General features: G+C 67.3%; 12 protein-coding genes. 6 read left to right on the top strand and 6 right to left on the bottom strand.

Features of this window, described 5'->3' with window-relative positions; translation table 11 throughout:
• The first annotated feature begins 129 nt into the window (after positions 1-129).
• Positions 130-1,518, top strand: coding sequence for an MFS transporter (locus tag BMY06_RS11800; protein ID WP_065063866.1), 1,389 nt, complete (start codon positions 130-132; stop codon positions 1,516-1,518).
• Positions 1,519-1,661: 143 nt separating this feature from the next.
• Positions 1,662-2,405, top strand: a complete 744-nt coding sequence (locus BMY06_RS11805; protein ID WP_074983249.1) for an SDR family NAD(P)-dependent oxidoreductase — start codon at positions 1,662-1,664, stop codon at positions 2,403-2,405.
• A 23-nt stretch (positions 2,406-2,428) separates the two neighbouring features.
• Here BMY06_RS11805 and BMY06_RS11810 read toward each other — a convergent pair whose 3' ends face one another.
• The 5 genes from BMY06_RS11810 to BMY06_RS11830 are packed head-to-tail and all read right to left on the bottom strand — an operon-like array spanning position 2,429 to position 7,909.
• A complete protein-coding gene (locus BMY06_RS11810; RefSeq protein WP_080180248.1) occupies positions 2,429-3,667 on the bottom strand; it encodes an alpha-hydroxy acid oxidase in 1,239 nt (412 codons plus the stop codon).
• Between the two features lie 20 nt (positions 3,668-3,687).
• Entirely contained in the window at positions 3,688-4,626 is a 939-nt protein-coding gene (locus BMY06_RS11815) for an SMP-30/gluconolactonase/LRE family protein (protein WP_074983250.1), read from the bottom strand.
• Positions 4,627-4,650: 24 nt separating this feature from the next.
• The gene (locus tag BMY06_RS11820) at positions 4,651-6,156 is read right to left on the bottom strand and encodes an MFS transporter (protein ID WP_080180247.1); all 1,506 of its coding nucleotides are present in this window, start codon (positions 6,154-6,156) and stop codon (positions 4,651-4,653) included.
• Between the two features lie 53 nt (positions 6,157-6,209).
• Entirely contained in the window at positions 6,210-6,911 is a 702-nt protein-coding gene (locus tag BMY06_RS11825) for an RraA family protein (RefSeq protein ID WP_074983252.1), read from the bottom strand.
• A complete protein-coding gene (locus BMY06_RS11830; protein WP_074983254.1) occupies positions 6,908-7,909 on the bottom strand; it encodes a hydroxyacid dehydrogenase in 1,002 nt (333 codons plus the stop codon). Before BMY06_RS11830 ends, BMY06_RS11825 begins: the two co-directional genes overlap by 4 nt.
• A 174-nt stretch (positions 7,910-8,083) precedes the next feature.
• On the opposite strand from BMY06_RS11830, the gene BMY06_RS11835 reads away from it, so the two are divergent.
• The 4 genes from BMY06_RS11835 (at position 8,084) to BMY06_RS11850 (ending at position 12,085) form a co-directional block, all read left to right on the top strand.
• Positions 8,084-9,058 carry a LysR family transcriptional regulator gene (locus tag BMY06_RS11835; protein ID WP_167371408.1) on the top strand — a complete coding sequence of 325 codons (975 nt, stop codon included), beginning with the start codon at positions 8,084-8,086 and terminating at the stop codon, positions 9,056-9,058.
• A 151-nt stretch (positions 9,059-9,209) separates the two neighbouring features.
• On the top strand, positions 9,210-9,812 hold the full coding sequence (locus tag BMY06_RS11840; RefSeq protein WP_074983257.1) for an NUDIX domain-containing protein: 603 nt from the start codon (positions 9,210-9,212) through the stop codon (positions 9,810-9,812).
• A gap of 30 nt (positions 9,813-9,842) precedes the next feature.
• Positions 9,843-10,139, top strand: a complete 297-nt coding sequence (locus BMY06_RS11845) for a YciI family protein (RefSeq protein WP_065063853.1) — start codon at positions 9,843-9,845, stop codon at positions 10,137-10,139.
• Positions 10,140-10,384: 245 nt separating this feature from the next.
• On the top strand, positions 10,385-12,085 hold the full coding sequence (locus BMY06_RS11850; RefSeq protein WP_074983259.1) for a putative bifunctional diguanylate cyclase/phosphodiesterase: 1,701 nt from the start codon (positions 10,385-10,387) through the stop codon (positions 12,083-12,085).
• 8 nt (positions 12,086-12,093) lie between these two features.
• On the opposite strand, the gene BMY06_RS11855 is transcribed toward BMY06_RS11850, so the two are convergent.
• The gene (locus BMY06_RS11855; protein WP_065064190.1) at positions 12,094-12,882 is read right to left on the bottom strand and encodes an FRG domain-containing protein; all 789 of its coding nucleotides are present in this window, start codon (positions 12,880-12,882) and stop codon (positions 12,094-12,096) included.
• Positions 12,883-12,887 lie beyond the last annotated feature (5 nt).

Here is a 12,887-nt window from a genome sequence, read left to right on the forward strand (position 1 = left end):
GAAGCGCTTCATATCGACGCATAACCGAGCCCATCCGCCGCGTTAGCCGCCGCCAAATTTGAAGCGCTTCATAACATTCAAACAACACGCGAATTCACGATTCGTCAGAGATCATTCAGGAGGTTGGGTATGGAAACGGCAGATAAGGGGCTGGCGCCGGCGCGCGTCGCCTCACCCGCAAAACGGCGCGCGGTCGCGCCGCAATCATGGATGGCCTTGCTGCTGCTATGGCTGGTCTACGCGATGGATGCGAATTCGCGCAGCATGCTGTTCGCGGTGCTGCCGTCGATCACCAAGGAATTCGGCACGAGCGCGCAGACCATCGGTCTCTACGCGACGATCATCACCATGTCGACGGCGCTGATCGCCATCCCGACGATGATATGGGCCGACAAAGGCGGCCACGGCTGGCGACGCAAGTACCGGCATCTGCCGATCGTCATCGGCTATACGTTGTTCACCTGCCTCTCCGGCGTGACCGTCCTGACCGCCTCGATCGGCGTGCTCATCGCGATGCAGGTGCTCTCGCATGCATTTGGCGGCGCGGGTGAATCGATCGAAGTCACGTCGCTCGCCGAATGGTGGTCGAAGGAACGCCGCGGCCTCGCGCTCGGCATTCACCACACCGGCTTTCCGTGGGGCTCGCTGCTCGGCGGTTTCGCCATCAGCGGACTGCTCAGCGTGTATGGTCCGCAGAACTGGCGTCTCGCGTTCCTGCTGTTTCCGATTCCGATGATCGTCGTGTTCGCGTGGTACTGGATCTATTGCAACGCGAAGCGCTACGACCAGTTCCACGCGCACGTCCAGAGCATCGGCGAAACGCCGCCGTTATCGCCCGACCTCGAACACGGCGCGGGCGCGCCTCCCGGTTCGTTCGGCGTCGCGATGCGCAATCCGAACATCTCGGTGATCGGTCTGATCTCGCTGCTCGCGATCGTCGGTTACTTCGGGATCAGCTTCTGGCTGCCGCAATATCTCGCGTTCGTCGCGCACTACAACTTCGCGGAAGCCGCAGCGTATAGCGTGCTGTTCACGATCACGGGCGGCATCGGCCAGATCGTCTGGGGCTGGATTTCGGACCGGCTCGGCCGCAAGCTGTGCCTCATGATCCTGTTCGTCTGGCTGACGGTCGGCATGCTGCTGTTCAAGTATTCGTCGGTGAGTCTCGGCACGCTCGTCGCGATTCAGCTATTCGCGGGCTTCGCGCTGAATGCGCCTTATACGCTCGTATACGCGATTGCATTCGATTCGACCAAACCGGGCACGACCGGCATCGCAGGGTCGATCATCAACGTGGGCATCTATCTCGGCGGCTTCGGTCCGTTCGTGATCGGCGCGCTCATCAACGCGGGGGGCGGTCTCGGCAACGCGAGCGGCTATAACACGGCGCTGTATTTCATCGCCGGACTCATGGTGATCGCGCTCTTCCTGACCGCGCTGTTCACGCGCGAGACGACCGGATGGTTCGCGGCGTACGATCGCGCACTCGTGTCGCGCAAGGTGTGCAATCTGCAATAAGACTGGAAGCCGTCTGAAAGCGGGCGAGCGGCGGCTCGCCCGTGCGCATTCGAGTGTGCGTGTGCATCGCGTGACACCACCCGCCGAATCACCGACAATCGTCCGCTGATACGAATCGACCGGCCTTGTCCAGAGCATTCCCGATGAAAACCCCGCAACCCGTCGCCCTCGTCACGGGCTCGACTTCCGGCATCGGCGCGGCCATTGCGCGCCGCCTTCACGCCGACGGTTATTCAGTCATCCTGCATTCCCGAAGTTCGGCGGAAACGGGCGAGGCGATGGCCCGCGAACTCGGCAACGCGGCCTACGTGCAAGCCGATCTCGCCAACGACGCCGATCGAACCCGCCTCATCCGCGAAGCCGCTGCGGTCAGGGGCCGCCTCGACGTGCTGGTCAACAACGCGGGCATCAGCCGCGTGATCCCGCACGACGATCTCGCCGCGGCCACGCCGGAGGTCTGGCAGGAATTGAACGAAGTGAACGTGGTCGCACCGTTCCGGCTCGTCACCGAAGCGCTGCCGATGCTGCGCGAAGCCGCCGCGCGCGGCAAGGCCGGTTGCGTCGTCAACGTGAGTTCGCATGCGGGCGTGCGGCCCAAGGGCGCGTCGATTCCCTATGCCGCGAGCAAGGCGTCGCTGAACCACGTCACGCGTCTGCTCGCGCTCACGCTCGCGCCGGATGTGCGTGTGAACGCCGTCGCGCCCGGTCTCGTCGATACCCCGCTCACCGCGCAGTGGACGCAGGCGCAAGCACTCTGGCGAGAACGCTCGCCGATGCGCCGCGCCGCCAGCCCCGAGGACATCGCGCAGGCGGTGTCGCTGCTCGTCGCCTCGGATTATTTGACGGGCGAGATTCTGCTCTCGGACGGCGGCCTGAACCTCACCTGAGCGCCGCGCGCGTCAGCAACGCCTCACTCGCCGCGCCGCCGCAAGCGGCTCGCATCGACTTCGTCGGCACGCGTCACGCCGAGCAGCGCCATATTGCGGCGCATTTCCGCCGCGACGATCGCGAACGCGTGCAGCAGGCCCGCCTGCCCCGCCACCGCGCCGGCGTAATTGAACGGACGGCCGATCAACACGGCACGCGCGCCGAGTGCCAGCGCCATCAGCACGTCGCCGCCGCGGCGGAAGCCGCTATCGATCATCACCGGACAATCCGCGTCGACGGCCGCCACCACGCGCGGCAACGCGCGCAGCGGCGCGATCGAACCGTCGAGCTGACGTCCGCCGTGATTCGACACGATCAGCCCGTCCACGCCGAGTTCGCGGGCGCGGCGCGCGTCGTCCGGATCGAGAATGCCCTTGAGCACCAGCGTGCCGCGCCAGCGCTGCCGGATCATCCGCAAATGCTCCCAGCTCAGATGGTCGCGCGCGCCGAAGTCGCGCAGCACGTTCGACGAGAGAATCGGCGCGCCGCGCGTGGTGCGCGAGTTCTCGAAGTGCGGCATGCCGTGACGCCAGAGCGTGCGCAGCGCGGTGCCGAACAGCCAGCGCGGATGCGTCAGCCCATCCCACGCGAGACGCGGGCCGGGGCGCAGCGGCGTCGAGAATCCCGCGCGCAGATTGTTCTCGCGATTGCCCGACACGGGCACGTCGGCGGTCAGCACCAGCGTGCGAAAGCCCGCCTGCGCGACGCGGTCCACGAGCGCCGCGATCGTCTTCGGCTCGCCCGGCACGTACATCTGGAACCACGCCTGCGGATTCGCCTGCGCGATCTCCTCCATGCGGATCAGCGACGACCCGCTCATGATCATCGGCAGGTTCGCGAGCGCGCTCGCCTGCGCCTGGATCAGATCGCCGCGATACGCCGAGAGCGCGCTGATCCCCATCGGCGCGATGCCGAACGGCGCGGCATAGCTGTGGCCGAACAGCGTCGTGTCGAGCGTGCGCTGCGAGGTGTCGACAAGCACGCGCGGCACCCAGTCGAACTCCTCGAACGCGGCGCGGTTCTCGCGCAGCGAGCGGTCGGTTTCGCAGCCGCCACTCACGTAGGCGAAGATCGGGCGCGGCAGATGGCGACGCGCCGCGACCTCGAAATCGGCGAGCGAGAGCACGCGCGCGAGACGACGCGGAATCGGCGGCGAGGTGCCCGTGCGCGGTGCGGAATGGTTGGCGAGCGGATAGTCGCTCAGGCTGAAGGCGGCGGTCATGGCGCGCTCCTCGCGGCGGATCAGGCCACGCGCGGCAAGGCGATGCCGGGCGCGATCGCGTCGGCGACCAGCACATTGCCGCTCTTCGATTCGGTGATGAAGATCTGCCTGCGTTCGTGGCCGCCGAAGGCGAGATTGGTCACCGTCTCGCCCGCGCACGATTTCACGCGCGCGATGCACGCGCCGTTCGGCGCGAACACGAACACATGGCCGAGCGACGCGTGCGCGACGTAGAGGTTGCCCGCTTCGTCCATCGCCAGGCCGTCGGGGCCGCTCGTGCCGAACAGCGAGCAGAAGCGCCCGACTTTCGCGGTGCCGCCATTGTCGAGCAGCGGCACGCGCCAGACGGCGTTGTCGCGCGTCATCGCCACGTACAGCACGCGGCCCGACGGATCGAGCACGAGTCCGTTCGGGCTCACGCCGTTCGAGAGCAGGCAGTCGAGGCGGCCGTCGGCGCGCAGACGGTAGACGCGGCCCGTGGGATCCTGGAGCCCCGTCTGTCCCTGATCGGTGAAATAGATGTCGCCGTTCGCGGCGATCGCGAGGTCGTTGCAGCCTTTGAACGACTCGCCGTTACGCGAGGTCAGCAGCGGCTCGACGCGTCCGCTTTGCGGATCGAGCTGCATGACGCCGTTGCGGTAATCGGCGATCAGAATGCGGCCGTCCGGATGGAACTTGAGGCCGTTCGGCTCGCCTTCGTATTGCGCGACGAGCGTCCAGTCGCGTTCACCGCCGCCCTCGCCACCTTCAATGCGAAAGATGCGGCCGAACGGAATATCGACGACATAAAGCCGCCCTTGCGCGTCGAACGCCGGACCTTCGAGGAAGCTGTCGACGCTCTGCCCCGCCTTGTTGGCGTTGGCCCAGGCCGAGCTTACGCCGGTCTGGCGAAAGCGCGCCGGCATCGTGGAAAACACGCGCGTCGGCACGACGCGCGGCGGTTCATCGAGATAGAACATGCGGTGCCCTCAGGCAAGGCGACATTAACCAGAGATCTGTTCGAGGCTCAGGCCGCGCGAGCGCGGGCCGAACAGGCCGATCGTGAGCATCACCACGAACATCGATCCGGCGATCAGCGCGAACACGCCGGGCACGCCCAGGTGACGCAGGAAGAAGCCGATCAGGAAGCCCGAGAGCATCGCGCTGATGCGGCTCGCCGAATAGACGAGGCCGATGGCGCGCGCCCGCATGCGCGTCGGGAACAGCTCGGCCTGGTAGGTGCGGTACGAGAACGTCATGCAGTTGCCCGCCAGCGTCATCAGCAGGCCCATCGCGACGAGCAGCATCGGCTCGCGCTGCTGCGCGAAGACGATGCCGAGCACGGCCATCGCGGCCGACGCGCCCACGATCAGCCATTTGCGTTCGACGCGGTCGGCGATCAGCATCGACAGCAGCGGCCCGAGCGGACTCGCGATGGCGATCAGAAACGAATACCAGAGGCTGTGCGTGAGCGTCACGCCTTTTTCGGCGAGCAGCGTCGGCACCCAGCTCGCGAAACCGTAATAGCCGATCGACTGGAAGAAGTTGAACACCAGCAGCATGATCGTGCGGCGACGATAGCGCGCGTTCCACGGGCTGTCGTTCTCCGCCGATACGGTTGCGTGCGCAACGTTCTGGACAGGCTCGACGCGGGCCACCGGCAGCGGCTTTCCCGTCGCGCGCTCGATGCGCTTTTCCAGCCGCGCGACGATCGCTTCGGCCTCGGCCACGCGGCCGTGCTGGATCAGCCAGCGCGGGCTTTCCGGCAGACCCAGGCGAATCAGCCAGACGAACACCGCGCCCGAGCAGCCGATCCACACGACCCAGCGCCAGCCGTCCTGACCGAACGGCGCGATCGGCACGAGTTGCCACGACAGAAACGCGATGGTGGGAATCGACGTGTACTGGATCGCCTGCACGAAGGCGAAAGCGCGGCCGCGCAGACGCGCGGGCACGAACTCGGAGACGTAGGCGTCGATGGTCACGAGTTCCGCGCCCACGCCGATGCCCGCGATCACGCGCCAGAACACGATCCAGCCGGGCGCGTCCTGTAGCGACATCATCACGGCGGCGAACGTGTAGCAGAGCAGCGCGCCGACGAACACGCGGCGGCGGCCGAGCCGGTCCGCGATAAAGGCCACGCCGATCGTGCCGATAAAGAGCCCGAGAAACAGCGCGGCGACGAACGCGCCGAGACCGCCGAGATCGAACAGCGAGGCCGTCGTCTTCGTGAAGATGCCGGCCTTGACGAGTCCCGGGCCGATATAGGCCGTGAGGAACATGTCGTAGATCTCGAACCAGCCGCCAAGCGCGAGCGCGCCAATCAGAAGCCACACGGGCGCGCTGGGCGGCAGCCGGTCGAGACGCGCCGAGATCTGGCGCGCGTGGGCCTCGGGCGCGGCATACGCGCGAGGGACTTCGTGCGCGCCCTCCGAGGCACGCGGCACATCGGCCGCCGTACGCGCGTCATGAACGTCACGCGCGCCGGCAACGGGGGTGCTCGATTGCATGGCCTTGTCTCCTGTCTTGTTTTTTGGTGTCGCTGCGTTCGACCGATCGTCGTTTAAACCGGACAGCCCTTCTTGCGCAGCAGCGCGTTGAAGCGTTCCGGGTCCGCGCTGCCCGCCGCGTTGGTCGCGCGGATCGTGTCTTCCTTGTCCGCGTGGGCGCGCACCAGCGGCAGCAGCGCGTCGAGCCGGTCGACCGGCACGGCGATCACGCCGTCCGCGTCGCCGAGAATCAGGTCGCCGGGATTCACGACCATGCCCGCGCACGCGATCGGCACGTTCACCTCGCCCGGGCCTTCCTTGCTCGGGCCACGGAACGTGTGGCCGCGCGCGTAGACCGGCATGCCGCCTTCGGCCCATTCGGCGAGATCGCGGATCGCACCGTCGATCACGAAGCCGCCGATCTTCTTCGTGAGCGCCGAGGTGCGCATCAGTCCGCCGATCAGCGCCTGGGTCAGATCGCCGCCGCCATCGACGACGATCACGTCGCCCGGCTGCGCCAGCTCGATCGCCTTGTGGATCATCATGTTGTCGCCGGGACGCACGCGCACCGTGATGGCCGGGCCGCACATCGTCAGCGTGACCGAATGGTGATAGGCGCTCAGGCCGTAAGCGCCCGTGCTGCGGCCCATGCAGTCGCCCGCGTGCGCGACCGGCACGCTGCGGAACGCTTCGATCTGCGCGGCGCTGGGCAGCGAAGTGCGCTGGCCGACGAAGAAACCTGCGGGCCAGCCGGCCCGGTCCTGGAGGGAGTTCATGCGATGACCTTGAGATCTGAGTGAGGATTCTGAAGCACGGCGCCGTTCACGCAGGCGGCGGCATCGACCGCCTCGCCGCGCAGAAAACGCAGGCAGGTTTCGGCGGCGGACACGGCCACGGCGTCGAGCGCGTCGGGCGTCGAGCCGCCCACGTGCGGCGTGAGCACGACGTTGGGCAGCGCGGCGAGCGGATCGTCGGCGGGCAGCGGTTCGTTGCGGAAGGTGTCGAGGCCCGCCGCCGCCAGCTTGCCGCTGCGCAGCGCGGCCACGAGCGCCGCTTCGTCGATCAGTTCGCCGCGCGCCGTATTGACGACGATCGCGCCATCGGGCAGACGCGCGATCGCCTCGGCGTCGAGCAGATTGCGCGTGTGCGCGTTGACGGGGCAATGCAGGCTCAGCACGTCGGCCTGCGCGAGCAGCGCGTCAAGCGAGGTTTCGAGCGTGACGAAGGGCTGCGCGTCGGCCTGCTTCGCGACCGGATCGAAGGCGCGCACGTGCAGGCCGAGCGCATGCGCGATCGCCGCGACGCGCTTGCCGATCTGCCCGTAACCGACGAGACCGAGCGTGCGGCCATGCAGTTGACGGCCGTCGCCCGTACGGGTCCAGCGGCCCGCGCGCAGTTCGCTGTCGAAGAAGTTGAGCTTGCGCGCCGCGGCCAGCATCAGGCCGATCGCGAGTTCCGCGACCGAATGCGTGTTCGTGCCGGGCGTCGTGAAAACGGGAATGCCGCGCTGCGTGGCGGCGTCGACGTCGATATTGGTCACGCCCACGCCGTGCTTGCAAATCACGCGCAGCGTCGGGCAGGCGGCGATGGCCGCGCCGCTCAGCTCGACCGTGCGCGAGATGACCGCGTCGATGGGTTGCGTGGCGAGAACGCGCGCGACCTGCGCGGCGTCCTGGGCGTCGTCGATATAGACGGTCTCGCACTGGGCGGCGGCCAGCACACGCTGCCCCGCGGGCGCCAGACGCGGCGCGGTGACGAGAATGCGATACGACATCGGGTGTCTCCTTGATGATCTCGAAGGCGGGCGCCTGGTCGGTGGCCGCCTGCTTCCTGTCGTCATTGTTGACACCTCGACTCATAATGTCTATTTTCGATTTTTCATCTTTCCATTCCTGTCAGCTATGAATTTCCCTCGCGGCGCACGCGCCGGAAGGCAGTCGCCATGGTCATGAATCTGCAGGTCCGCGACCTGATGTATTTCGCGAAAGTGGCCGAACTCGGCCATCTGGGGCGCGCCGCCGAGGCGCTGCACGTCACCCAGCCCGCGCTGTCCAAGTGCATCGACCGGCTCGAAGAGAACTACGGCGCGGCGCTGTTCGAGCGCAGCGGACGCGGCATCCGCCTGACCGACGCCGGACGGCTGCTGCAGGAGCGCGTGCGTCTCGTCGAACGCACGCTCGACGAGACGCAGCGCGAAATCGCGACGCTCGGCGCGGGGCTCTCGGGGCTGGTGAAGGTGGGCGCGGCGGCCACCATCGCCGAATTCATCATGCCGACGGCGTGCCGCGTGCTGCACGAAGAAGCGCCCGCGGTGGTGGTGGAACTGCAGATCGGCATGAACGACGTGCTGCAGGACGCCTTGCGCAAGCGCCAGCTCGACGTGGTGATCGGCCCGCTCGGCCGCCACGACGACGCACTCGTGCAGATCCCCATCCTCGCCGACGACGTGGTGGTCGCCGCCAGCGCCACGCATCCGCTCGCGGGCAAGCGCGCGACGCTCGAAGCGATGTCAGCGTGCGGCTGGGTGCTGCCCGCGCAATCGGTCGCCACGCGGCAGTGGCTCGAAGCGGTGTTCGCGGCCCACGGCCTGCCCGCGCCGCGCGCCGCCGTGATGACAAGCTCGATCGCGGCCGTGCCGCGCCTGATCGCCGAAACCGGCCTGCTGAGCTTTATTTCGCGGCGCAATCTGGAGGCGGGCCGCTTCACGCCCGCGCTCGTCGAACTGCCGAATCCGGTCACGACGATGACGCGCGAGTTCGGCGTCGTACATCGCAACGACGACTATCTGTCGCCCGCCGCGCGGCGGCTGATCGAGATCGTGCGCGCGCAGCACGACGAGGTGACGGGCACGACGGAGACGGCTGCGGCGAAGGGGCGGGTGAAAGCGGGTGCTGCCGGCGGCCGCGCGAATGGGGGGCGATAAGCGCGTCGCGTCGATCCGCACATTTGCACGAATTTTCTTGAATTTGCACGAGTCTGCACGTTACCATGCGAAGCAGATCGCGCCGGATTCGTGCTGCCCGCACGCCGAGCCGCGCCCCCAAAATGCCGGAAAACCGCCTCAGGAGACGCCCATGACCGCCACCCGCGACCGCATCCGCATCGTCGATACCACCGTGCTGTCCGACAACTGGTACGTGCTGAAGAAAGTCACGTTCGACTACCAGCGCCGCGACGGCACCTGGCAGCGCCAGAGCCGCGAAACCTACGACCGCGGCAACGGCGCGACCATCCTGCTGCACGATCCCGCGACCGGCAACGTCGTGCTCACGCGCCAGTTCCGCATGCCCGCGTTCGTCAACGGCCACGACGGCATGCTGATCGAAACGGCCGCCGGTCTGCTCGATAACGCCTCGCCCGAGGCGCGCATCCGCGCCGAAGTCGAGGAGGAAACCGGCTATCGCGTGCGCAATCTGCGCAAGGTGTTCGAGGCGTTCATGAGCCCCGGCTCGGTCACGGAGAAGCTCTACTTCTATCTCGGCGAATACGACGCGTCGCTGCGCACCGGCGAGGGCGGCGGGATCGCGGAGGAAGGCGAGGATCTCGACGTGCTCGAACTGCCGCTCGGCGAGGCGCTGGCGATGATCGAGCGCGGCGAGATCGTGGATGGGAAGACCATCATGCTGCTGCAGTACGCGGCGCTGCGAGGCCTCGCCGGTCGGGCGCGCGCCGTCTGAACCGCTGTCCTTCACTGTCACGGAATCATCATGTACATCGTCACCCTCACTTATTGCGTCTCGCACGAACGCATCGACGACGCCCTGCCCGCGCACCGCGTCTATCTCGACGCGCAGTTCGCCGCCGGCAACTTCATCGCCGCCGGGCCGAAGCTGCCGCGCGACGGCGGCGTGATCGTCGCGTCGAATATGGATCGCGCGCGTCTCGACACGATCCTCGCCGCCGATCCGTTCGCGCAGCAGGAACTCGCCACCTACGCGGTCACGGAGTTCAAGGCCACGCGGCTCGCGCCCGGTCTGAATCTGCCGGTTCCCGAGGCGTCGTAACACACGCGCGCACACGCTCGCCCGACGTTACCGACGTTACCGATGTTACGTAACGCCGTCACGCGACACGCGCGCCGCGTTACGTAACCCCCACGCGCGCGGGAACCTAATCGGGCCGTTGCGCGCGCATCGGATGCCGCCGCGCCGTGGCATGGCTCCTGCTTGAATGAAGCGCATAACCACAAGCACGGCGCGCGGCGCAGTCACGGATTGCGGCGCGCACGGGCACCGACCACGCGACTTCGATGAGCACGCCCACCGTCTACGAAACGGCCTTTCTTGCCGCGCCCTTCGGCGCGTTTCTGTGCCGCGCCGATGGCGTCTTCGCACGCGTGAATCCCGCGTACGAACAGCTCACCGGTTATCGCGCGCAGGACCTGATCGGCCAGCGCAAATTCATCGCCCTGCACGATCCCGCCGAACTCGTGCGCCGCGCCGGACCGCTCAACGACGCCAACGGCGCGCAGGGCGCGCACGGCATCGAGCGATTCCAGGGCGAATGGGCCTACGTCAAGCGCAACGGCACGCGCGTGCCGGTCTCGCTCGCGCTCGCACCGCTGCCGGGCGCGCTCGACGCGCACTACATCGGCATTGCCGTCGACACCACGCGTCACTCGCAGGCCGAGGCGCGGCTCTGGTACGTCTCGTATCACGACCGCGCCACGCGCCTGCCCAATCGCGATCTGTTTCTCGAACGGCTCGATCTCTCGCTCGCGCGCTGCCGGCGCGCGGACACCGCGCTCACCGTGCTCGTGGTCGAGATCGACGATCTGCAGAAAACGCGCGAAGCGCTCGGTCCCGACGGCGCCGATCTCGTGCTCGAATACGCGGGCGAACGCCTGCGGCGGCTCGTGCAGGCCGAGTGCAGCGAGAGCGTGGTCGGCTCGATTGGCGGCGACCAGTTCGCGATCGCGCTGCCCGGTCACGGCGACGATGCGAGCCCGCTCGCGCAGCAGCTGATCGACGCGTTCGCGCGCACGGACGGCGCACAGCCCACGCGCGGCGCGACCATGAGCGTGGGCGCGGCGCGCTTTCCCGCCGATGGCGCGGATGCCGCCACGCTCGTGCGCCGTGCGGGCGTGGCCGTGTCGGAAGCGCGGCGCGCCGGACGCGGCCAGCTATGCCGCTTCGTGCGCGCGCAGGAAACGCGCGCCACGCGTCAGCTCGAACTCGAACAGGCGCTGCGGCGCGCCATCGACGCCCGCGAATTCTTTCTGCATTATCAGCCGCGCGTCTGCCTGAAGACCGGACATATTCTGCAATCCGAAGCCTTGCTGCGCTGGCGGCATCCGGTGCATGGCCTCGTGAGCCCCGCCGAATTCATTCCCGTGGCCGAACAGGCCGGGCTGATCGACTCGATCGGCGCGTGGGTCATGGATACGGCCTGCCGCGAGACCGGCCAGTTGCAGCGCCTCGCGCGCACCGCCACGAAGGTGGGCGTGAATGTGTCGCCGCAGCAGTTCGCCAATCCGCGCCTGCTCGAACAGATCGAACGCGCGCTGGAAAAGGCCGCCATCGCGCCCGAGCAGCTTGAAATCGAAATCACCGAGAGTCTCTTGCTGACCGACACCGAACGCACCGTGCGCACGCTGCATGCGTTGCGCGCGCTTGGTATCGAAGTGGCCGTCGACGATTTCGGCACCGGTTATTCGAGTCTCGCGTGGCTCGCGAGTCTGCCGCTGAACCGCCTCAAGATCGACCGCTCGTTCATCGCGAAGATGGGCGCCGACGCGCGCAGCGACGCGCTGGTGGGCGCGATCATCTCGATGGGCCACGCGCTCGAACTGAGCGTGACCGCCGAAGGCATCGAGACCGCCGACCAGGCGCAGCGGCTGCGCGAACTCGGCTGCGACGAAGCGCAGGGTTTCTGGTTCTCGCGGCCGGTCTCGCTGCAGACGCTGCGCAATCTGCTGGAGCCGGGAGTGGGGCTGGTGTGTCCGGCGTAAGCGACGCTTTATTGCGCCTGACTCATCCCCGACCAGACAATCTCCAGTTCCACGCCAATCGAGCGCGCCAGCCCGTCGAGGCCGGGAAACAGCGAGGCGTTGGTGATATTCATCCGGTAGAGCCACTTCATGGCGTCCATGCGGATGCGCGCGGGCAGCACGATCTGATGCAGCAGTTCTTCGTTGCTCTCGTAGCCATCGAGAATCGCCTGCAACGGCTTGTCGATCACACCCGGCACCACGAACGTGCCCGACTGCGCCACCAGCCGGTCGTCCATTTCGGTCGGCTCGCCGGACCAGAGAATTTCATTCGTATTGCAGAAGAAATAGCGCTCGAAATGACCGGGCACGCGCGGATCGATCACGTCGCGCGTGAGGACGGGATCGGTTTTCGGACGCGCGCGATTATTCCAGAGCGCGGGCGTGTTGAGCGCATACACGGCCGCGTCGCCGGTCGCGCGTTCGAGCGCGAAGAACGCGGCCACGAACGGGCTCTTGGTGAAGTCGAGCAGACGCGTGGGCGCGCCGTGATGCTGCATCAGCGCGAGGCAGCGCAGGTCGTCTTCGAGAATTGCCGGATGGGCGAGAAAGTTATGCGCCTTGCGGCGAAACACGCGGATCGCGCGTTCCTCGCGCGAGCGCCATTCGTCGTGGTCGCCCACATAGTCGCGCATATAGCGTGACAGCGAGCTTTCCAGCCGCCATTGGGCATTCTGTTGCCCGCGAAACGCCCACCCGTCGAGTTGCGTGGTGAGCGCCATGAACTGATTCCAGTCGGTGAGTTCGGTTGTCTGCATGCCCT

This window comes from Paraburkholderia tropica (genome assembly GCF_900109265.1).
GTDB classification, from domain to species: domain Bacteria; phylum Pseudomonadota; class Gammaproteobacteria; order Burkholderiales; family Burkholderiaceae; genus Paraburkholderia; species Paraburkholderia tropica.